The sequence below is a fragment of the Martelella sp. AMO21009 genome, assembly GCF_053484295.1.
Map to the genome: position 1 here is coordinate 152477 of NZ_JBAKFR010000001.1, position 21967 is coordinate 174443.

The window sequence follows — 21967 nt, forward strand, 5'->3', positions numbered from 1 at the left end:
CCATTGAGAGGTTCATAGTCCCGTAAACGTTTACGGGCGGCATGGAGAAGGAAATAGCCGCCCGAAGGGAGGAAATACGTGAAAATGAAAGCCGTCCTGTGCGGATGCGGAGCCATGGCCAAGGGCTGGCTTCGCGCGCTGCAGGCAAATGAAGAGCTTCGCGACGCGATCGATCTCGTGGGTCTCGTCGATCTGGATCGCGCCACCGCCGAAGCGCTGGCGGCCGAATTCGATCTCGGCGATATCATCATCGGCACGGATCTGGCCGATACGCTGCAGCGTTGCGATGCCGACATCCTGTTCGACGTGGTTATTCCCGCCGCGCGCCATTCCGTTGCCGCGACCGGTCTCAGCCATGGTTGCCATGTGCTGAGCGAGAAGCCGCTTGCGGCCTCCCTGGAAGAGGCGCGCGATCTGGTGCGGCTTGCGGCGGAGACCGGGAAAATCCACGCCATCGTCCAGAACCGGCGCTTCATTCCGGGCATCCGCCGGTTGCGGCGCGCGGTTGCGGATGGCCTGATCGGAGACCTCACCGGCGTTCACTGTGACTTCTTTCTCGGCCCGCATTTCGGCGGCTTCCGGGAGGCAATGGACAATGTGCTGCTGCTCGATATGGCCATCCACACGCTGGATGCGGCGCGCTTCGTGTCCGGCGCGACGCCGCTCTCCGTCTACTGCGTCGAGACCAATCCGGCCGGCTCCTGGTATACCCATGGCGCGGCGGCGAATGCGATCTATCGTCTCTCCGGCGATGCGGTTCTGACCTATCGCGGCTCGTGGTGCGCGGAAGGCCGCCCGACAAGCTGGGAAGGGCGCTGGCGGTTGGTCGGTTCGCGCGGCATGATCACCTGGGATGGCGACAGCGATTTCGATGTCACCATTGCCGGCAAGGAACCGGGACTTCTGAACGGCTTCACGGCGCTCGACATGCCGCCGGTTCCCGATGAGAGCGAGGTTCATGGCCACGCCAGCGTGATGATCGATTTCGTCCGGGCGGTGCTGAACGGGACCCGCCCGGAAACATCAAGCGATGACAATATCAAGAGCCTCGCAATGGTCATGGGTGCGATCGAAAGCGCGCGCACCGGCCTTCCCGTCGATTTGCAAGTAAAGGAATGAATTCGTGACCAATCCCGCAAAAGCGATCCGCATCGGCACCATGATCAAGGCAACGGAAGGCGGCGCGGCCGAGCGCATCGCCAAGGTCGCCGATATGGGGTTCGAAAGCTTCGAGCCGTTCTTCTGGCAGTCCACCCGCGGCCAGGACCTCGCCGAACTCGGCAAGCGTTGCCGCGAGGCCATCGGCGACCGCGACATCACGATCTCGACGCTCGGCATGTTCGGCAATCCGCTTGAGACCACCGATATCGACCGCGACACGCTGCAGGGCTGGAAGGACTGCATCGACAACGCCCACCATTTCGGCGCGACCTGCGTTGCCGGCTTTACCGGCCGCATCCGCAACAAGCCGCTGACGGACAGCCTGCCGCGCTACCGCGAGATCTGGAGCGAGCTTGCCAAGCGCGCGGCCGACAAGGGCGTGAAGATCGCCTTCGAAAACTGCGCCATGGACGGCAACTGGCAAACCGGCGACTGGAACATCGCCCATAATCCCGACGCCTGGGAGCTGATGTTCAACGAGACGCCGGACGACAATATCGGGCTCGAATGGGAGCCCTGCCACCAGATGGTCTATCTCATCGACCCGCTGCCGCAGATCCGCAAATGGGCGCACAAATTCTTCCACGTGCATGGCAAGGACGCCACCATTCGCTGGGAGGTGATCCGCGAGCATGGCGTTTTCGGAAAGCATCCCTTCGTGTTCATGCGCTCGCCGGGTTTCGGCGATACCAACTGGACGGATGTGATCTCCGAGCTGAGGCTCGCCGGCTGGTCCGGATCGATCGACATCGAGGGCTGGCACGACCCGGTCTATCGCGATGAGCTGGAAATGACGGGGCAGGTTCACGCGCTGAACCACCTGAAGAATTGCCGGGGCGGCGAGTTCGTCGTCGATCCGCAATAGCCGTCTTCTCCGGCCGTGGGAGCCGGGATGACGCGCACAATCACAAGGAGGAGAGAAAATGACAATTCGCAAGACCCTTATGGCAGGCGCCGTCGCGCTTGCCGGCGTATCGGCCTTTGCCGTTGCTGCCTATGCCGAAGATACGACGATCACCGTCTGGTCGCTGGACAAGGATATCCAGCCGGCCCCCAATCTGGTGAAGGAGTTCAACGCTCTCGATAACGGCATCCATGTCGAATATCGCGAGATCCAGTTCGATGACGTCGTCAGCGAGGCCATGCGCGCCTATGCGACCGGCAACGCGCCGGACATCATCGCGATCGACAATCCGAACACGGCGATGTTCGCCTCGCGCGACGCCTTTCTCGATCTCACCGACATGATCGCGAATTCGGATGTCATCAATGCCGAGAACTACTTCCCCGGCCCGCTGGAATCGGCGACCTGGGACGGCAAGTACTACGCCGTGCCGAAGGCCACCAACACGATCGCGCTCTACTACAACAAGGACATGTTCCGCGAGCACGGTCTCGATCCCGACCAGCCGCCCGAAACCTGGGACGAGCTTGTCGAGACCGCCCGTACGCTGACCGATCCGGAAAACAACGTCTATGGTCTGGCCTTCTCGGCCAAGGCCAACGAGGAGGGCACGTTCCAGTTCCTGCCATGGGCGCAGATGGGCGGTGCAACCTATGACAATATCAACACCGAAGGCGCGGTCGAGGCGCTGGCGACGTGGAAAGAGATCATGGACGAGAAGCTCGCTTCTCCCGATACGCTGACCAACAGCCAGTGGAACGCAACGGCGACCTTCAATGCCGGCAATGCCGCCATGGCCATTTCCGGCCCGTGGGAAATCGACCGCATGCTCGCGGATGCCGATTTCGACTGGGGCGTGGCGCTGCTGCCCGTTCCGGAAGAGGGCGCAGAGCGGTCCTCGGCCATGGGCGACTATAACTGGGCGATCTTCTCCAGCACCGAGCATCCGGAGGAAGCCTTCGAGGTGCTGGAATATTTCGTCTCGCAGGACGACACGATGTTCGAGAAATACGGTCAGATTCCGGCCCGTTCCGACATCACGATCCCGCCGACGGGCAATGAACTGAAGGATGCGGCGCTGGCGACGTTCGTGGAGCAGTTGAAGTACGCCAAGCCGCGCGGCCCGCATCCGCAATGGCCGAAGATCTCCAAGGCGATCCAGGACGCCATCCAGGCCACGCTGACGGGCCAGATGGACCCGCAGGCCGCGCTGGACCAGGCCGCCCAGAAGATTTCCGCCGTCCCGGACCGGTAATCTTCGCCTGACGGCGGCCCTGATCTTTGGTAGGCGCCGCCGGACCTTTTCCTCCCGGAGAGACCATCCGCGCCGCTTCGGCGGGGCGGATGGTTTTACGGGCAACGCCGGAGGAGACATGAAACGCATCCTTTCCAGCCTGACCGATGGTCGCGGCTTCGATATCACGCTGGTGGCCGTGCCGCTCGCCTTCCTGTTCCTGCTGTCCGGCCTGCCGCTGCTCTACAATGTGCTGATGAGCTTCCAGGAAGTCGACATGTTCAGCATGGGCCAGCTGGCGCGGCCGTTTGTGGGCTTCCGGAACTATGTCGATCTCTTCAGCCAGCCGGAAACCTTCGGCATCCTCCTCAACACGGCGATCTTCGTTCTTGCCTCCATTGCCGGTCAGTTCGTGCTCGGCTTCGGCCTTGCGCTGTTCTTCGGCACCCAGTTTCCGGGCGCCTCCTGGCTGCGCGGCCTGTTTCTGGTGTCCTGGGTCATGCCCGGCCTTGTCGTGGGCGCGATCTGGAACTGGATCCTGTCGGGGGATTACGGCGTTCTCAATTTCCTTCTGACGGCGACCGGCATCACGGATGGCAATATCTACTGGCGCTCGGACCCGTCCTATTCCCTCTGGGCGGTCATTCTCGCCAATATCTGGCTTGGAACCTCGTTCAACATGATCCTGCTTTCGGTCGGGCTGTCCTCGATCCCGCGCGATTTCTATGAGGCGTCCGAACTCGACGGCGCCAACGTCTTCCAGCGCTTCTGGACCATCACGCTGCCGATGATGCGCTCGACGATTGGTGCGGTCGTGGCGCTCGGTCTGATCTTCACTCTGCAGCAGTTCGACCTGTTTGCCGCCATCACCGACGGCGGGCCCAACAATTCATCCAATGTCGCCCAGTACTGGGCCTGGGATCTGTCGTTCCGCCAGTATGATTTCGCCAAGGGCGCGACGGTTTCGGTCATCATGATCGTGTTCGTGATGTTCGCCTCGCTGGTCTATGTCCGCTCCACACGCCATGAGGTGAGAGGATGAGCGATACCTCCCGCAACCGCCTGATGCTCGTCATCGCCATCATGCTGGCGGTCATCTACCTGTTTCCGCTGTACTGGATGTATGTCACCAGCCTGAAGACCGGCTCGGCGATGTTCGCCACGCCGCCGCGCCTGCTGCCCTCCGATCCGCAGTGGGCGACCTATGGCGATGTCTGGGCGAGCCGCAACATGGCGCGCTATCTCTGGAACTCGCTGGTGATTGCCACCGGCTCCGTCGCGCTGATTGCGGCGCTCGGCGTAGGCTGCGCCTATGTGCTCGCCCGCTATCGCAGCGGCTGGGTCGATGCCGGCCTGTTCCTGATCCTTCTGTTGCAGGTCCTGCCGGCGTCGCTGATGATCACGCCGATCTTCGTCGGCTTCTCGCAGGTCGGGCTGCTCGACTTTCCGCGCTTCGCGGTGATCCTTGCGATCGCGGCCAAGAGCATGCCGTTCTTCGTCGTCCTCGTCCGCGCGACCTTCATGAGCGTGCCGATCGAGCTTGAGGAGGCGGCGATGGTCGACGGAAATTCCCGCATCGGCGCGTTCTTCAGGATCGTGCTGCCGTTGGCGCGTAACGGCATCCTCGTCAGCGCCATCCTGATCTTCATGCAGGCCTTCGGAGAGTTCGTCTATTCCAAGTCGATGATCCAGGCCGCCGAGCTGCAGCCGGCCAGCGTCGGCCTGAACAGCTTCATGGGCCCGAACACCACCGAGTGGAACAAGATCATGGCCTATGCGACCATTTACGTAACGCCGATCCTCGCCATTTTCGTTCTTCTGCAACGCCGTATTGTGTCCGGCCTCACCTCTGGAGCCCTCAAATGACGTATCACATCCAGTTCGAAGGCGTGAATAAGCATTATGGCGCCTATCACGCCCTGAAAGACATCGAGCTCGGCATCCCCAAGGGCACCTTCGTCGCCCTGGTCGGCCCTTCGGGTTGCGGCAAGTCGACCCTGCTGCGCTCGCTCGCCGGCCTAGAGAAGATCTCCAGCGGCACGCTGACCATTGCCGGCGAGACGATGAACAACGTGCCGCCGCGCAAACGCGATCTGGCCATGGTGTTCCAGTCCTATGCGCTTTATCCGCATATGACTGTCGAGGAGAACCTGACCTACAGCCTGCGGATTCGCGGCATCGCCAAGGCGGAGGCGAAGAAGGCGGCGGAAGAGGTTGCGGCGACAACCGGGCTTTCGGAGCTACTCGGGCGCTATCCGCGCGAATTGTCGGGCGGGCAGCGCCAGCGCGTGGCGATGAGCCGGGCGATCATCCGTCATCCCAAGGCCTTCCTGTTCGATGAGCCGCTCTCCAATCTCGATGCGGCCTTGAGGGTCCAGATGCGCAAGGAAATCCGCGCGCTGCACGACAGGCTGGGCGCGACATCGGTCTATGTGACCCACGACCAGATTGAGGCGATGACCATGGCCGATCACGTCGTCGTCATGCGCGCCGGCATCATCGAGCAGCAGGGCGCGCCGCTCGAACTCTACGACCGCCCCGTCAACCGTTTCGTCGCCGGCTTCATCGGCTCGCCGGCGATGAATTTCGTATCGGCGCGCATTGGAGAGGGTGGCGGATCGCTTGTGCTCGAGCTTGGCGGGCCGCAGACCATTGCCGTCGAAACGGGCCTGCCGGAAGGGCGTGCGGTCACCGTTGGCCTGCGGCCGGAGCATCTGCGTCTCGTAGCCGATGAAGAGGCGCTGCTGAAATTCTCTGTCGAGACCGTCGAAAGCACCGGCTCCAGCACTTATCTCGCAGCCGAAGGGTCCGAGGATTTCAATCTGGTTGTGAATGGCCGTACAGACGTCAGGCCCGGCGATGTCGTCGGCGTCGGCTTCGATCTCGCCCAGCTTCACCTTTTCGACGCGCAAACCGGCGAGAGGCTGCCTTTCGAAAGCCGGTAGCCGCCGGCGGAGGTTTTGGTTGGAGAGCCGCGGGGTCCGCCTCAGTGGCAGTGAACCTTGCCGACCTTTTTCTCCATGTGGCAGCACTGGCCGGGCGGCGAGCTCTTGCGGCAGCCGCCGCCATGGGCGAAGGCGGCGGTCGTGGTTGAAAGCGCCAGCAAGGCTGCGAGACAGAACCTGATCACCGTTGTATTTCCCTCCCCACTTGCAGTTACCGCTTGCGCCGGCTCGGCGGCATTCGCGGTTCCATCAGGCGTATTGAAGCATACATCACCGGAATTCACTTCCGCCCACAAGTAAAAACTGCTTTGGTGCCGCAATGTCTTCCGAACAAACGAACGCGTCCGGCCAGTTCACCGGCATTGCCCTGATCACCTTTGCGGTGCTGCTGCTGTCACTGTCTGATGCTCTGGTGAAGTTGACCGGGGCCCATTACAGCCTCGGTCAGCTGATCCTCACGCGCTCGCTCGGCGCTGGCTTTCTCCTTTGCCTGTGGGCGTGGGCGCGGGGCAGGGGCCTGCGTGCTGCCCGTCCGCTATGGGTTACGCTCAGAAGCCTTTGCCTTGTGGCGATGTGGTTCTTTTACTATGCGGCGCTGCCTGAAATACCGCTGGCGCTGGCCGCCGCCTGTTACTATACCGCGCCGCTCTGGATGGCGCTGCTCTCGCGGGTGGTGTTGGGCGAGCCGCTCGGATTGCGCAGGGCGGCGGCGGTGGTTGCCGGGGCGGTGGGCGTGTTTCTGGCCGTCAACCCGACGGCTGCCTCGCCATCGCCCTATGTCGTTCTGCCGCTGCTCGCGGCGCTGTGTTACGCCATGAGCGCCATCATCACCTGGAGCCGATGCCGGGCGGAGCAGCCGGTGGCGATGGCGTTCAACCTCAACGTGGCGCTGGTTGTCGCCGGCGGCGGGCTTGTCGCAGCACTTTCGGTGACCGGGGCGGGCATCGACGGCAGTTTCATCTTCGGCGTCTGGCCTGCGCTCGGCGCTGTCGACTGGGCGGTGCTCGGCCTGCTCGCGACGTTCCTGATGATCATCACGGTTTCGGTGGCCGGGGCCTATCGCATGGCGCCGGCGCCGGTGATCGGCCTGTTCGACAATGCCTATCTGGTTTTCGCCGCCGTCTGGGGCGTCGCATTTTTCGGGCAGATTCCGTCCCCGATCGAAATGGCCGGAATGGCGCTTATCCTGGCGGCCGCAGTCACGGCGGCGCGCGCGCCTCGGGCCCGCGCCGGCAGACCGTCGCCCACTCGGATTGCGGCGAAGTGACGTCCGCCGGTGATCATGGCCGGTTTTTCATGCGGGTTAAATTACCGTAACATATTGGAAATTATGCTAAAATAACAGAATATTCATTTTCCGGCAGCGATTATCGGGCGTAGTCAGTCGCTCCGCGGCGGGAGGTTTGTCTCCGCCTGCCTCAACAACCGAGGAATACTGTCATGAAGAAGATCATTGCACTTTCGCTCGGAACCTTGATGATCGGTTCCGGCGCGGCGCTGGCCGCCCAACCCTTCAACCCGACCATGTACGGCGCGAAGCAGACCACCGCCGACAAGGAGATCGCCCGCATCTCCGCGCCAGGCACCGTCTTCACCACCCAGGTCAGCGGCGGGTCCGGCTGGACGGCCTCCAAGACCTACAAGGTGCAGCCGGACGGGACGGCGAAGCTGATCGATCTCGGCTATATCAACAACAACTGACCAGAAGTCCTGCTGGAGTTATCCAAGCCCTGCGGTCGATTGCCGCGGGGCCTTTCATTTGCGCGGGTGGGCCCGGTCGTAGATTTCCAGCAGGCGGCCGGTGTCGACGCCGGTATAGACCTGGGTGGTCGACAGGCTGGCATGGCCGAGCAGTTCCTGGATGGTGCGCAGGTCGCCGCCGGCGGCCAGCAGATGGGTTGCGAAGGAGTGGCGCAGCGCATGCGGCGTCGCCTTGTCGGAAAGGCCGAACGCGCCGCGCATCGCCTGCATTTCGCGCTGGATGATCGCGCTTTGCAGCTTCTTGCCGCGCGCGCCGAGAAACAGCGGGCCGTCCGGGACAAGATGATAGGGCGCAAGGCGAATATAGTCTTCCACCGCCGCAAGCGCCGCCGGCAGCAGCGGCACGATCCGCGTCTTGTTCCCCTTGCCGGTGATCCTGAGGCTTTCCGGCGCGCCGGCGAAATCGGCGGGCGTCAGCCCCAGCGCTTCGGAAATGCGCAACCCGCAGCCATAGAGCAGGCAGAACACGGCGGCATTGCGCGCCGCAATCCACGGCTCTTCCGCAAGTTGGCTGTCGGCGCGCGACAGCGCCACGGCGTCTTCGGCGTTCAAGGGTTTCGGCAGCGATTTCGGCTGTTTCGGCGCCCGCATGGCGCGCACGCCGGCGGCATTGGCGAGCCCGCGCTTTTCCAGCCACCGCAGGAACGAGCGTATGCCGGCGAGATCGCGCCCGAGCGTGCGCGCCTCCGCCCCGCCCTTGCGGCGAAATGCCAGATAGGCGCGGATATCGGCGGGCCGCAGCGCGTCGATATCGGAAAGGCGCACCGGCCGCGCCACATGGCGGCACAGGAACTGCAAAAACTGACGCGTATCGCGCTCATAGGCGTTGATCGTATGGTCGGCGAGCCGCCTTTCGCTGTCCAGCGTTTCGAGCCAGTCGCGCCGAAGCGCCATCAGGGCGTCGTCTGCCGGAATGAGCACATTTTCCATCGATCGCTCGCCGTCATCCACAGGTGTTTATCCACGCCGGTCGGCCTGGGCCATGACCTCGGCGCTTGACGAAATCTTGTTCGGGGACAATCCTGCACTAGATTGCGTTAGAAAAAACCTAATGCTTCGCGGGGGGGTGTCATTGTCTTATCATATCGAGTTGGGATATAGACCTTCCACCATTGACGGGACTTTATATGGCGCGCCGTGATTCCTCATCTGCCTTGACGCATTTTGCCGAGACGCTGGCGCTTGTCTCGCAGGGACGGCCGGGCCATATCGTCGATACGCTGATCGCCGAGCGCGGCGAGAAAATCGTCCACAGCCCGTTCTGGCCGGTGATGCGGCCCTTCCTTTATTCCCTGCTCGGTTACGGCAAGGCGATCGAATTCGCCACCGAGACCCAGTCGATGGACGGTTACGGGGTCTTCAACTATCTCTCCGAAAAGCTGACGCTGGACATCCACTGCCAGCGCCGCGAGCGGATTCCGGAAGCCGGCGGCTTCATCATGGTTTCCAACCACCCGACCGGCATCGCCGATGGCGTGGCGGTGTTCGATCTTCTGAAGGATCGCCGCCCGGACATGATGTTCTTCGCCAACCGCGATGCGGTGCGCGTCAATCCGCGCCTGGTCGAGATGATCGTCCCGGTCGAGTGGCGCGAAGAGTTCAAGAGCAAGCTCAAGGCGCGAGAAACCCTGCAGGTCACCAATGATGCGATCAAGCAGGAAAAGGCGATGGTGCTGTTTCCCTCCGGCCGCATCGCCTATTGGGCCGAGGGCAAGCTCAACGAGCGGCCGTGGAAGAATTCGGCGATCGGCTTTGCCCGCAAATACAATCTGCCGATCCTGCCGGTGCATCTGAAGGCGCGCAATTCCGGCCTGTTCTACTGGTTCGCAAAATGGTCGACCGAACTGCGCGACATGACGGTTTTCCACGAGCTTCTGAACAAGAAGGGCGACCGGTTCGATTTCACCATCGGCAAGATGATTATGCCGGAGGAACTTAACGGCGACGCCGCCGACGTGACGACCGCGCTCGAAAACCACACCGTTCATGCGCTGGCGAAGGATCCGGATGCGGACTTCGCGCTGCCGGCCGCCGAACCCAAGACCGCGGCAGAAGAAGGGGCGGCCTGAGCCGCATCCTGCCTTGCCGCTTCACTTTCCAGCCATCGGCAGGCAATCTTGCCAGTCATGACCTCAGATTCGTTCGATCTTTTCGGAAAGCCGGTAGCGCCTGCCCTTCGTCGCAGCGTGCCCGTGATGGTGCCGTTGCCGGTGGCGGGGCCGTATTCCTATGCCGTGCCCGAGGGCATGGCGGTGATGCCGGGCTCCGTCGTGCAGGTGCCTGTCGGTCCGCGCAAGGTGATCGGGATCGTCTGGGACGAAGGCGATGATGCCGGATCGGTGGACGCGAAGAAGCTGCGGCCAATCGAGCACGTTTTCGATTGCCCGCCGATCAGCCCGGCGATGCGGAAGTTCATCAACTGGGTGGCGGGCTATACGCTGACGCCGCCGGGTCTTGTTGCGCGCATGGCGGTGCGTGCGCCAACCGCGCTCGAGCCCGAGCCAATGGTCGAGGGACTCAGGCTGACCGGCACGACGCCGGAGCGGATGACGCCTGCGCGCGAGCGCGTGTTGGAACTGGCCTCGGACGGCTTTTCCTGGACGCGGCTGGGGCTGGCGCGCGCTGCTGGCGTCAGCGCCAGCGTGGTTGAGACCATGATGAAGCAGGGCGTATTCGACACCGTGTTTCTGCCGCCGCCGCCCGCCGTCGGCGCGCCGGACCCGGATTACGCTCCGCCCGAATTGTCTCCCGATCAGCAGGCCGCTGCAGAAAAGCTCAAGTCCGCAGCCGGGCAGGGGTTCGGTGTCACCCTTATCGACGGCGTCACCGGTTCGGGCAAGACCGAGGTCTATTTCGAGGCGATCGCCGAAACGCTGAGGCAGGGCCGACAGGTGCTGATCCTGCTGCCGGAAATCGCGCTCACATCGGCGTTTCTGGAGCGCTTCGAGGCCCGCTTCGGGTCGAAGCCCGGCGAATGGCATTCCGATCTCGCGCCGCGCATGCGCGAAAAGGTCTGGCGGCAGACGGCGGAGGGGCGCATCCGGGTGGTTGCCGGCGCCCGCTCGGCGCTGTTCCTGCCGTTCGAGGATCTGGGTCTGATCGTGGTCGACGAGGAACACGACACCGCCTACAAGCAGGAAGATCGTGTGTTCTACAATGCCCGCGACATGGCCGTCGTGCGCGCCCGGATCGGCGAGATTCCAGCCGTGCTTGCCTCGGCGACGCCCTCGGTCGAAAGCCAGGTCAACGCGCTTGCCGGCCGCTATGACCGGCTGCATTTGCCGGGCCGGTTCGCGGAGGCCGCGCTTCCGGATCTGAAGACCATCGACATGCGGCGCGATCCCCCGGCGCGCGGCGGCTTCCTGTCGCCGGTGCTGCTGAATGCTGTGGAAAGCGCGGTCGGGCGCGGCGAACAGGCGCTGCTGTTCCTCAATCGCCGGGGCTATGCGCCGCTCACGCTGTGTCGTGTCTGCGGCCACCGCTTCCAGTGCCCCAATTGCTCGAGCTGGCTGGTGGTGCATCGGTTTCGCGGACAGTTGATGTGCCACCATTGCGGACATGCCGAGCCGGTGCCCGAGGCGTGCCCGGAATGCGGTACGCTCGACCACCTGGTCGCCTGCGGGCCGGGGGTCGAACGCATTGCCGAGGAGGTCGAGCATCATTTTCCGGAAAAGCGCACCATCGTTCTCTCCTCCGATCTGTCCGGCGGGGTCAAGCGGCTCAGGCTGGAGTTGGAGGCGGTGGCCAATGGCGAGGCGGATATCGTTATCGGCACGCAATTGGTGGCGAAGGGGCATAATTTCCCGCTGATGACGGTCGTCGGCGTCGTCGACGCTGATATCGGGCTCGCAAACGGCGATCCGCGCGCGGCGGAGCGAACTTTCCAGTTGCTGGCCCAGGTGACCGGCCGGGCAGGGCGCACGGGGCTCAAGAGCCACGGCCTGATCCAGACCTACCAGCCCGCGCATCCGGTGATGCGTGCGATCGTCTCCGGCGAGGCGGAGGGCTTTTATACCCGGGAGATCGGCGAGCGGGAGAAAAGCGGCCTGCCGCCTTTCGGACGGCTCGCCTCGGTGATCGTTTCGGCGGAAACGCGCGGCGAGGCCGAGGCGCATGCGCGCGCTCTCAGGGCCGCTGCCCCTCAGAGCCGCTCGATTTCCGTCCTCGGCCCGGCGGAAGCGGCTCTTGCGTTGATCCGCGGCCGCTACCGTTTTCGGCTGCTGGTCCATGGCGCGCGAGGTGACGACATGCAGTCGTTTCTGGCGGCGATGCTTGAAAGCGGGCCGAGGGCGCGTGGCTCGGTCAAGGTGCAGGTCGACATTGACCCGCAGAGCTTTCTCTAGATAATGAAAGCCAGAGGGGCGCGGGCGCGCGGCCCGCAATACTGGAGGGTTTGTAATGAGTTTCTATTGGCCGGATAGCTTCGTGGGTCAGGTCGCCCTGTTCATGGCGGTGGTGATCCTGATCTGGGGGCTGATCGTGGCGCTGGCGCCGCTGCGCCTGATGGTGTTGACCGGGTTTTCGGGCCACAAGGTCGAAGACGGCGAAACCATCCATGTCCGTTCGCTGATCGGCGGCACCTATGCGGCGATGTCGCTGATGGCGCTGCTGTTCGATCAGCCGATGATCTACCGCACCTTCGGTCTCGCCCTGATATTCGGATTTCTGACCCGGCTGTTGTGGATGGCGACGCTCAAGAGCCGGTCCATCAAGGGCGGCATCTTTCTTGCCTGCCAGGCGGTGGCCGGCGTGTTCATGCTGCTCTACGGTCTTGGCTGGGCATAGCGCGACCGGTTGAGGCGGGAGGCGAGGCGCTAATGCCTCCTTGATCTGCCGCTCCGGCGTGGTTTCCCGTTTCGGGGAATAAACGCTCTTCGTCAGTTGCCGTAAAATCTCGTCTTTTCAGGGCTTTTCGGAGATTGTGACAAGAAACGCGCGCCAATGCCTCAAAGGGGCTTTGATCGTGTTGCGAGTCGCTATTACCTGTGCTAGACGGACCCCGACTATCGGGAAAGGCGGGTTTGATCACCGCAGTTCTCCTGGGGATATTGTAAAGTTCTAAGGGGCAGCAACGACGGCCACAACCGCCGTTGCTGCCGGTTTTAAAAAAAAGGGAATCTGTGCCTGTGGCGGACCTATCCCATTCTGTTTCGAGCGTCGCGGAGCGTTATGCCGCTTCGTTGTTCGAACTGGCCAAGGAAGAAGACAAGATTGACGCCGTGGGCGCCGATCTCGACCAGATCGACAAGATGCTCAAGGATAGCGATGACTTCCGGCGTCTGGTCATGAGCCCCGCATTCAGCGCCGACGAGCAACTGGATGCGATGACGGCCGTTCTCGATAAAGCGAAGATCGGCGGCTATGTCGGCAACTTCGTCAAGGTCGTTGCGAAAAATCGCCGTCTGTTTGTCCTGCCGGGCATGATCGCCGCCTATCGCGGCGCGGTCGCGGCCCATCGGGGCGAGGTGGCGGCCGAGGTGACGGTGGCCCATGCCCTGTCGAAAGAACAACAACAGGAATTGAAGACTGCGCTGAAGGATGTGACGGGCAAGGATGTTGCCCTCGACATCACCGAGGATGCGTCTCTTCTTGGCGGTATGATCGTCAAGGTGGGCTCGCGTCAGATCGACACATCGCTGCGCACGAAACTCTCCAAACTTAAGCTTTCACTGAAAGAGGTTGGCTGATGGATATCCGGGCCGCGGAAATTTCCGCAATTCTGAAAGAGCAGATCAAAAATTTCGGCGACGAGGCGGAAGTCTCTGAAGTCGGCCAGGTGCTTTCTGTTGGTGACGGCATTGCCCGCGTCTACGGTCTCGACAATGTTCAGGCCGGCGAGATGGTCGAATTTGCCGGCGGCGTGCGCGGCATGGCGCTCAACCTCGAAAGCGACAATGTCGGCGTCGTTATCTTCGGCTCCGACCGCGAGATCAAGGAAGGCGACGTCGTCAAGCGCACCGGCGCCATCGTTGACGTTCCGGTTGGTCCCGGCCTGCTCGGCCGCGTTGTCGACGCGCTCGGCAACCCGATCGACGGCAAGGGCCCGATCAACTCCGATACCCGCGCCGTCGTCGACGTCAAGGCACCCGGCATCATTCCGCGCAAGTCGGTGCATGAGCCGATGTCGACCGGCCTGAAGGCCATCGACGCCCTGATCCCGGTTGGCCGCGGCCAGCGCGAGCTCGTCATTGGCGACCGCCAGACCGGCAAGACGGCGATCATTCTCGACACCTTCCTGAACCAGAAGCCGATCCACGACAACGGCCCGGACGCCGACAAGCTCTATTGCGTCTACGTTGCCGTCGGTCAGAAGCGTTCGACCGTTGCCCAGTTCGTGAAGACGCTCGAAGAGCGCGGCGCGATGGAATATTCGGTCGTGATCGCCGCAACCGCCTCCGACCCGGCGCCGATGCAGTATCTCGCGCCGTTCGCCGGCTGCGCCATGGGCGAATATTTCCGCGACAACGGCATGCATGCCCTGATCGCTTACGACGACCTTTCCAAGCAGGCCGTTGCCTACCGCCAGATGTCGCTGCTGCTGCGCCGCCCGCCGGGCCGCGAAGCTTATCCGGGCGACGTTTTCTACCTGCATTCGCGCCTGCTCGAGCGCGCCGCCAAGCTCTCCGACGAGCGCGGCGCCGGTTCGCTGACGGCTCTGCCGGTTATCGAAACCCAGGGTAACGACGTTTCGGCGTTCATTCCGACCAACGTGATCTCGATCACCGACGGCCAGATCTTCCTTGAAACCGACCTGTTCTACCAGGGCGTCCGTCCGGCCGTGAACGTCGGTCTGTCGGTGTCGCGCGTTGGCTCGTCGGCGCAGATCAAGGCGATGAAGCAGGTTGCCGGCTCGATCAAGGGCGAACTTGCCCAGTATCGCGAAATGGCCGCCTTCGCCCAGTTCGGCTCCGACCTCGATGCCGCCACCCAGCGCCTGCTGAACCGCGGTGCGCGCCTGACCGAGCTTCTGAAGCAGCCGCAGTTCTCGCCGCTGAAGACGGAAGAGCAGGTTGCGGTGATCTTCGCCGGCGTTAACGGCTATCTCGACAAGCTGCCGGTTGGCAAGGTTCGTGACTTCGAGAAGGGCCTGCTGTCGCATATGCGCGGCGAAGCCAAGGATGTTCTCGAAGCGATCCGCACCGAAAAGGCGCTGAGCGACGATCTGAAGGCCAAGCTGAAGTCCGCCATCGAAGCATTCGCCAAGAATTTTTCGGCCGAGTAACACCAGACGGGGACTGAACACCCATGGCTTCATTGAAGGATCTGAAGCTTCGCATTGCCTCGGTGAAGGCGACGCAGAAGATCACCAAGGCGATGCAGATGGTCGCCGCGGCGAAGCTGCGACGCGCCCAGGAGGCCGCGGAGAACGCGCGGCCTTACACCGAGCGCATGGCGACCGTGATGGCTGACCTGACGGCGGCCGTCGGCGAGGGCGAGGAAGTGCCCGCGCTGATGAAGGGCACCGGCAAGGACGATGTCCACCTGCTGGTCGTCTGCACGGCCGAGCGCGGCCTTTGCGGCGGTTTCAACGCGCAGATCGCTCGTCACGCCCGCCTGCATGCCCGCAAGCTGATTGCCGAGGGCAAGACGGTCAAGATCTTCAGCGTCGGCCGCAAGGGCTATGACGCGCTGCGCCGCGAATTCGCCGACCTCGTTGTCGAGCGCAAGGACTTGCGTGACGTTCGCAAGATCGGTTTCGAAAATGCCGAGGATATCGGCAACCGCATCATCGAGATGTTCGGAGCCGGCGAGTTTGACGTCTGCACGCTGTTCTATTCGGAGTTCCAGTCGGTGATCTCGCAGGTCCCGACCGCGCTCCAGCTCATTCCCGCCGCTCCGCCCGCTGATGCGGAAGAGCGCGAGGGGGCGGCGCTTTACGAATACGAGCCGAGCGCCGAGGCTATCCTTGACGATATCGTGCCGCTGAACATCCGTGTGCAGGTTTTCCGGGCGCTTCTGGAAAATGTCGCCGGCGAGATGGGCGCGAAGATGACCGCGATGGATAACGCCACGCGCAATGCCGGTGAGATGATCGACAAGCTGACGCTGTCCTATAACCGTCAGCGTCAGGAAAAGATCACCACGGAACTGATCGAAATTATTTCCGGCGCGGAAGCGCTGTAAGAGCTTGAAAAGAGGGTTTTATCATGGCTGAGGCCTCTATCGGTAGAGTGACGCAGATTATCGGCGCCGTCGTTGACGTCGCTTTCGACGGCGACCTGCCCCCCATCATGAATGCGCTTGAGACCGACAACCACGGCAACCGGCTGGTTCTCGAGGTCGCGCAGCACCTCGGTCAGAACGAAGTGCGCACGATTGCCATGGACGCGACCGAAGGTCTGGTTCGCGGCCAGGAAGTCAAGAACACCGGTTCGCCCATCGAAGTGCCGGTCGGCGTCGAGACGCTTGGCCGTATCATGAACGTCATCGGCGAGCCGGTTGACGAAGTGGGTCCGATCAAGACCAAGACCAAGCGCGCGATCCACCAGGAAGCGCCACCCTATGTCGACCAGTCGACCGAAGCGGAAATCCTGGTTACCGGCATCAAGGTTGTGGACCTGCTCGCGCCTTACGCCAAGGGCGGCAAGATCGGCCTGTTCGGCGGCGCCGGCGTTGGCAAGACGGTTCTGATTCAGGAACTGATCAACAACATCGCCAAGGCGCACGGTGGTTACTCCGTGTTTGCAGGCGTTGGCGAGCGGACCCGCGAAGGTAACGACCTTTACCACGAAATGATCGAATCCAACGTGAACGTCGACCCGGCCGAAAACAACGGTTCGGCCGAGGGTTCGAAGTGCGCGCTGGTCTACGGCCAGATGAACGAGCCGCCCGGCGCCCGCGCCCGCGTTGCGCTTTCCGGTCTGACGATCGCTGAAAACTTCCGCGATGAAGGCCAGGACGTTCTGTTCTTCGTGGACAACATTTTCCGCTTCACGCAGGCCGGTTCGGAAATCTCGGCACTTCTCGGCCGTATTCCTTCGGCCGTGGGCTATCAGCCGACGCTGTCGACCGACATGGGCGCGCTGCAGGAACGCATCACCACCACGACCAAGGGCTCGATCACCTCGGTTCAGGCGATTTACGTTCCCGCCGACGACCTGACCGACCCGGCGCCGGCGACTTCGTTCGCCCACCTGGACGCCACCACCACGCTGTCGCGTTCGATCGCGGAAAAGGGCATCTATCCCGCCGTTGACCCGCTCGACTCGACCTCGCGCATGCTCGACCCGATGATCGTCGGCGAGGAGCACTATCAGGTGGCCCGTGCGGTTCAGTCGACGCTGCAGCGCTACAAGTCGCTCCAGGACATCATCGCCATTCTCGGCATGGACGAGCTTTCCGAAGAGGACAAGCTCACGGTTGCCCGCGCCCGCAAGATCGAGCGCTTCCTGTCGCAGCCGTTCCACGTCGCCGAAGTGTTCACCGGTTCGCCGGGCATCCTGGTCTCGCTCGAAGACACGATCCGCTCGTTCAAGGCTCTGGTCGAAGGCGAATATGATCACCTGCCGGAAGCGGCCTTCTACATGGTCGGCACCATCGACGATGCCGTCGAAAGGGCCAAGAAGCTCGCCGAAGCGGCTTGATCTTGAAACGGGGCGGCGCAAGCCGCCCGGTTCAACCGGTAATCTTTGAAGACGGAAAGTAGACCCCTATGGCTGACACGTTGGTTTTCGAACTGGTGACCCCCGAGAAGCTTCTGGCTTCGACGGAGACGGATGCGGTCGTCATTCCGGCTTCCGAGGGCGAAATGACGGTCATGCCGAACCATGCGCCCACCATGGCGACGATCCGTCCGGGTCTGGTGAAGTTCAAGAACCATGACGGCAAAGAACTCCAGTTTCTGGTGTTCCACGGCTTTGCCGATATCCAGGGCAAATCCTGCACGCTTCTGGCCGAGACCGCCGTCCCTGTCGGTGAGGCCAGCGGCGCGATCGAGGATCGTATCGCCACGCTGCGCAAGGAACTGGACGAAGCAAGCCATCACGAGCACAAGAATGCTCTGGAACAGATGCTTGGCGAACTGACCCATCTTGGCCAGACTGTTCTGCCCGCCTGATGTAGCCTTTAAAGACATTGGTATTAAAGCCGCAGTTTATGCTGCGGCTTTTTTCGTTTTTCTGCTAGTCTTAATGGTCCAAGCGGCCGATAGAGCCGCAATATTCGGGTTGGGGGGCACAGAAGCCTCCGCATGTCCGTTGTAACGGTCAGGAAATGTGGCTTTGCGTCTGCCGAAGTACGTGAGAAAGTATCTGAGCGATGTCATCATTCTGAGCATTCTCGGCGTGGTGGCGATGATCGCTTTGATGGCTGTCGACTCTTTCGAGCTTCTGTACGATTTTTCCAGGTCGCATGAAAACTGGCAGCTCGACGAGCTGTTCACCGGCTTGATGGTGGCCAGTATCGGTCTGGCATTATTGCTTTGGCGGCGGTCGCGGAAATTGCGCATCGAGGTCGACCGGCGTTTCAAGGCCGAGCGGCTGGCGCTGGCGCTCGCCAGGCAGGATTCGCTGACGGGCCTACCGAACCGCCGCTCTTTCGAGGAGGAATGTGACAGGCGGCTCACGCGCGCGCGCCGGAAGACCGACAAATTCGCGCTGCTGTTCATCGATTTCGACAGGTTCAAGCAGATCAACGACAATCTCGGCCACGAGGCCGGCGACCGGCTGCTTCAGGAGGTCGGCGAGCGGCTGAAGAAAAGCCTGCGACCAGAGGATTTTCTCGGGCGGCTCGGCGGCGATGAGTTTGCGGCGATCGTCGACAGCGATGTCTCCGACGCGGTGATCGGGCAGGTCGCCGAGCGCCTGCTTGCCGCCGTCGCGCAGCCGATAATGCTGCTGGGACGCGCGCTCACGCCCTCTGCGAGCATCGGCATCGCGGTCTATCCGCGCGATGGGCAGACGCGCGAGATGCTGCTGAAGAAGGCCGATGCGGCGATGTACAAGGCCAAGGAGGATGGTCGCCGGCGGTATGTGGTTTACGACCCCGACATTATCCATGCCGAGCGGGACTATCAGATGCTGGAACTCGAGCTGAAGGATGCGATTGCCAGCGGGCAGATCGTACCGTTCTACCAGTTGATTCAAAGCTGCGAGAAAGGCGATGTCGGCACTGTGGAGGTTCTTGCACGCTGGCGGCATCCGAAACTCGGTCTTCTGAGCGCCGGCGATTTCATTTCCCTTGCCGAGGCCTCGGGCCTCATTCAGGACCTGTTCGAATCGGTGCTGGCTCAGGCTTGCCGTGACGCCAGAAACTGGCCGGGCGCGCCGGCGATCGCCGTCAATGTTGTACCGCATCAGCTTTCCGACAAGAATTTCGCCGAAAAGCTGTTCGCGCTGCTGTCGCGGCATGGCTTTCCGCCCGCGCGACTTGAGATCGAGATTACAGAGGACGCCCTGGTCGTTGATGTGGTGGCGACGCGCCGCTGCATCCGCAAACTGAAGGAGCGGGGTGTGCGGGTTGTGCTCGACGATTTCGGCACGGGCTATTCAAGCCTGCGGCAGTTGCGCGAACTGCCGTTTGACCGGGTCAAGATCGATCGCAGCTTCATCGCCGGCGTCGGCACGGATCGGCAGAGCGAGGAGATCGTGGTTTCCACGATCAACCTATGTCGCGCTCTGGGGCTGCAGACGGTTGCCGAGGGGATAGAGGATCAGGCCCAGGCGGACTGGATCTGCGCCCATGGAGCGGACGCCGCGCAAGGCTTCTTTTACGCCCGCCCGGTTTCGGCCGAAGAGGTTCTGGACAAGCTGAAGGGGCTCAGTCCGCGATCGTGATGATACCGCAATCGCCCGCTTCCGAGGCAAAGGCAAGCCGCTTGCCGTCGTCATCCCAGGAAAGCGCGGAGATCGCGCCCTTGCCGGGCCGGCGCAGCAGCGCCTCCTTGCCATCCGAAATCCTGACCGCCAGCACCATGCCGTCGATAAAGCCGATCGCGAGCATTTCCTCGCTCGGATGAAAGGCGACCTGGGTGACGAGAATATCGGAGCGGGTGCCGAGTTCCAGCGGACCCTTGCCCATCGGTCCGTCCTTGCCGGAAAACGGCCAGACGATTGCCGCCGGCGCGCCGGAGGTCGCGAGCCATTTGCCGCGCGGGCTCCACGACCATGACTTGACCTTGGCGGGGTAGCCGCTCATGCGCATGTCGCGGAAGCCGTCCTTCGGCTTGCCGTCCAGCTTCCAGCCATGCAGCGCGTTTTCCTGCATTGTGGTCACCAGAAAGCGGCCGTCGGGCGAGAAGGTCACGCCAAGGTGCGCCCCCTTCCACGGCAGCCAGATCGCGGGCGCGGCCCCGCCGACCCAGCGCAGGCTGACCCCATCATAACGGGCGACGGCAATCCTCAAGCCCTTGGGCGCAAAGGCGATGCCTTCGACGCTGCGCTCCTCCGGAAAATTCACGGTCTTGCCATCGGCAATCACCCGCGACTCGCGCCCGACGGCATAGGCCACCGCGCCCTGCGGCCCGCCGGCGACGACGGAAATCCACTTGCGCGGCTCATTGGCGAGTTCCGCGATCGCGCCATCCGCGCCGATGCGCAGCACCCGGCCATCCTCGCCGCCGGTAATCAGCGAGCGGCTGAAGGGATCGCGAATGCAGGTTAGGAGCCCGTCATGGGCCTCGCTCACCTTCTCGCCATCGTCCAGCCGGTGGATCGTGCCGGAGGCGGTGGCGAAGAACGGCACGCCGCCAAGAAAGGCGGCGGCGATGACATGATCGTCGATGTCGAAGGGCGCGACGCTCGGCATTAGGACTTGGCCTCGCAGGCGCGGAAGCTCTTCTCCAGTTTCTCACGGTCAAGGTCGCGGCCGATGAACACCAGCCGGCTGTCACGGGGCTCGCCATCCTTCCAGGCGCGCTGGTGATCGCCCTCGATGATCATATGCACGCCCTGCACGACATAGCGCTCGGGATCGTTCTTGAAGGCGAGAATGCCCTTGAGGCGCAGAATGTTCGGGCCCTGGTTCTGGGTGACCGACTGGATCCACGGGAAGAACCGGTTGGGATCGAGCTCGCCGCCGCGCAGCGAGACCGACTGCACCGTCACATCGTGATGATCGGAGGGGCCATGGTGATGGTGGCCATGATCATGGTGATGATGGTGGTCATGGTCGCAATCCGGGCCGCATTCGTGATCATGGTCGTGATGGTCGTCATGATCGAGGAAGTGGGGATCGTCTGCGAGCACATGCTGCAGGTCGAAGGCGTTCTGGCCGAGAATGTTCTTGAGGTCTATGCCCGAGCGTTCCGTGTGATGGATCTTCGCCGCCGGGTTGATGGCGCGCACCAGGCTTTCGACATTAGCGAGTTCCTCGGCGCTGACGAGGTCGGTCTTGTTCAGGAGCACGATATCGGCAAACGCGATCTGGTCCTCGGCCTCGCGGCTGTCCTTCAGGCGCAGCGGCAGGTGCTTGGCGTCGACCAGCGTGATCACCGCGTCAAGCGCGGTCTTGGCGCGCACATCGTCATCCATGAAGAAGGTCTGTGCCACCGGAACCGGGTCGGCGAGGCCGGTGGTTTCCACGATGATGCCGTCAAAGCGCGGGCGGCGCATCAGGCCTTCCACCACGCGGATCAGGTCGCCGCGCACCGTGCAGCACACGCAGCCATTGTTCATCTCGTAGATTTCCTCGTCGGATTCGACGATCAGATCGTTGTCGATGCCGATCTCGCCGAACTCGTTGACGATCACCGCATATTGCTTGCCGTGATTCTCGGAAAGGATGCGGTTCAGCAGCGTGGTCTTGCCGGAGCCGAGATAGCCGGTCAGCACGGTCACGGGAATGGGCTTTGCGAGCGTTTCGGTCATGGTCAATCCTTGAAGCAGGCCTTGAGAGGGCGTTTGCGCCTATATAAGGAGCGCCGCAAGGCGGAGCAAGGAGGCGGCGGGGATGAGCCGTCCCTGTTGATAAGCCGCTTCTATTAAACCGATTGTAGATGGATAGTTGAAATAGCCAAGATTTTTG

At 62.6% G+C, this 21967-nt stretch carries 21 protein-coding genes; 17 read left to right on the plus strand and 4 right to left on the minus strand.

Annotated features, from left to right (window positions below; all coding sequences use genetic code 11):
- Nucleotides 1-78 precede the first annotated feature (78 nt).
- From V6766_RS00690 to V6766_RS00715, 6 genes are all read left to right on the plus strand, one after another.
- Nucleotides 79-1119, plus strand: coding sequence for a Gfo/Idh/MocA family protein (locus tag V6766_RS00690; RefSeq protein WP_448462638.1), 1041 nt, complete (start codon nt 79-81; stop codon nt 1117-1119).
- 4 nt (nt 1120-1123) lie between these two features.
- The gene (locus V6766_RS00695; RefSeq protein WP_448462640.1) at nt 1124-2026 is read left to right on the plus strand and encodes a sugar phosphate isomerase/epimerase family protein; all 903 of its coding nucleotides are present in this window, start codon (nt 1124-1126) and stop codon (nt 2024-2026) included.
- A 58-nt stretch (nt 2027-2084) separates the two neighbouring features.
- Nucleotides 2085-3320, plus strand: a complete 1236-nt coding sequence (locus V6766_RS00700; protein WP_448462642.1) for an ABC transporter substrate-binding protein — start codon at nt 2085-2087, stop codon at nt 3318-3320.
- 118 nt (nt 3321-3438) lie between these two features.
- Complete coding sequence (locus V6766_RS00705; protein WP_448462644.1) at nt 3439-4341, plus strand: carbohydrate ABC transporter permease; 903 nt, start codon at nt 3439-3441, stop codon at nt 4339-4341.
- Nucleotides 4338-5165 (plus strand): carbohydrate ABC transporter permease, encoded by an 828-nt coding sequence (locus V6766_RS00710; RefSeq protein WP_448425965.1) that lies wholly within the window; start codon nt 4338-4340, stop codon nt 5163-5165. The genes V6766_RS00705 and V6766_RS00710 overlap by 4 nt, the downstream gene beginning before the upstream one ends.
- Nucleotides 5162-6244: an ABC transporter ATP-binding protein gene (locus V6766_RS00715; protein WP_448462646.1), complete on the plus strand. Its 1083-nt coding sequence runs from the start codon at nt 5162-5164 to the stop codon at nt 6242-6244. The genes V6766_RS00710 and V6766_RS00715 overlap by 4 nt, the downstream gene beginning before the upstream one ends.
- Nucleotides 6245-6285: 41 nt before the next feature.
- Here V6766_RS00715 and V6766_RS00720 read toward each other — a convergent pair whose 3' ends face one another.
- Entirely contained in the window at nt 6286-6429 is a 144-nt protein-coding gene (locus V6766_RS00720; RefSeq protein WP_448462648.1) for a hypothetical protein, read from the minus strand.
- Between the two features lie 134 nt (nt 6430-6563).
- Between V6766_RS00720 and V6766_RS00725 the strand changes: the two genes are divergently transcribed.
- Together V6766_RS00725 and V6766_RS00730 are read left to right on the plus strand one after the other, a co-directional pair.
- Entirely contained in the window at nt 6564-7511 is a 948-nt protein-coding gene (locus V6766_RS00725; RefSeq protein ID WP_448462650.1) for a DMT family transporter, read from the plus strand.
- Nucleotides 7512-7684: 173 nt separating this feature from the next.
- On the plus strand, nt 7685-7945 hold the full coding sequence (locus tag V6766_RS00730; RefSeq protein ID WP_448462652.1) for a hypothetical protein: 261 nt from the start codon (nt 7685-7687) through the stop codon (nt 7943-7945).
- Between the two features lie 54 nt (nt 7946-7999).
- Here the strand turns inward: V6766_RS00730 and V6766_RS00735 are convergent, their stop codons facing one another.
- The gene (locus V6766_RS00735; RefSeq protein ID WP_448462654.1) at nt 8000-8935 is read right to left on the minus strand and encodes a tyrosine recombinase XerC; all 936 of its coding nucleotides are present in this window, start codon (nt 8933-8935) and stop codon (nt 8000-8002) included.
- 197 nt (nt 8936-9132) lie between these two features.
- Here V6766_RS00735 and V6766_RS00740 point away from each other — a divergent pair, with 197 nt between their 5' ends.
- The 9 genes from V6766_RS00740 to V6766_RS00780 all read left to right on the plus strand — a co-directional run bounded on the left by V6766_RS00740 (nt 9133) and on the right by V6766_RS00780 (nt 19779).
- Entirely contained in the window at nt 9133-10074 is a 942-nt protein-coding gene (locus tag V6766_RS00740; RefSeq protein ID WP_448462656.1) for a GNAT family N-acetyltransferase, read from the plus strand.
- A gap of 57 nt (nt 10075-10131) precedes the next feature.
- Entirely contained in the window at nt 10132-12348 is a 2217-nt protein-coding gene (locus tag V6766_RS00745; RefSeq protein WP_448462658.1) for a primosomal protein N', read from the plus strand.
- A gap of 55 nt (nt 12349-12403) precedes the next feature.
- Nucleotides 12404-12790, plus strand: a complete 387-nt coding sequence (locus V6766_RS00750; protein WP_448462660.1) for a hypothetical protein — start codon at nt 12404-12406, stop codon at nt 12788-12790.
- 335 nt (nt 12791-13125) lie between these two features.
- Nucleotides 13126-13692, plus strand: coding sequence for a F0F1 ATP synthase subunit delta (locus V6766_RS00755; protein ID WP_448462662.1), 567 nt, complete (start codon nt 13126-13128; stop codon nt 13690-13692).
- A complete protein-coding gene (gene atpA, locus V6766_RS00760; RefSeq protein ID WP_448427149.1) occupies nt 13692-15227 on the plus strand; it encodes a F0F1 ATP synthase subunit alpha in 1536 nt (511 codons plus the stop codon). The genes V6766_RS00755 and atpA overlap by 1 nt, the downstream gene beginning before the upstream one ends.
- Nucleotides 15228-15250: 23 nt before the next feature.
- The gene (locus V6766_RS00765; RefSeq protein WP_448462665.1) at nt 15251-16129 is read left to right on the plus strand and encodes a F0F1 ATP synthase subunit gamma; all 879 of its coding nucleotides are present in this window, start codon (nt 15251-15253) and stop codon (nt 16127-16129) included.
- A gap of 23 nt (nt 16130-16152) precedes the next feature.
- Complete coding sequence (gene atpD / locus V6766_RS00770) at nt 16153-17589, plus strand: F0F1 ATP synthase subunit beta (protein WP_448462667.1); 1437 nt, start codon at nt 16153-16155, stop codon at nt 17587-17589.
- 68 nt (nt 17590-17657) lie between these two features.
- The gene (locus tag V6766_RS00775) at nt 17658-18062 is read left to right on the plus strand and encodes a F0F1 ATP synthase subunit epsilon (protein WP_448427151.1); all 405 of its coding nucleotides are present in this window, start codon (nt 17658-17660) and stop codon (nt 18060-18062) included.
- A gap of 163 nt (nt 18063-18225) precedes the next feature.
- Nucleotides 18226-19779: a putative bifunctional diguanylate cyclase/phosphodiesterase gene (locus V6766_RS00780; protein WP_448462669.1), complete on the plus strand. Its 1554-nt coding sequence runs from the start codon at nt 18226-18228 to the stop codon at nt 19777-19779.
- On the opposite strand, the gene V6766_RS00785 is transcribed toward V6766_RS00780, so the two are convergent.
- Nucleotides 19763-20749: a WD40 repeat domain-containing protein gene (locus V6766_RS00785; RefSeq protein WP_448462671.1), complete on the minus strand. Its 987-nt coding sequence runs from the start codon at nt 20747-20749 to the stop codon at nt 19763-19765. The two genes, V6766_RS00780 and V6766_RS00785, sit on opposite strands and share 17 nt — an antisense overlap.
- Nucleotides 20749-21810, minus strand: a complete 1062-nt coding sequence (locus tag V6766_RS00790; protein ID WP_448462673.1) for a CobW family GTP-binding protein — start codon at nt 21808-21810, stop codon at nt 20749-20751. The genes V6766_RS00785 and V6766_RS00790 overlap by 1 nt, the downstream gene beginning before the upstream one ends.
- Between the last annotated feature and the right edge of the window lie 157 nt (nt 21811-21967).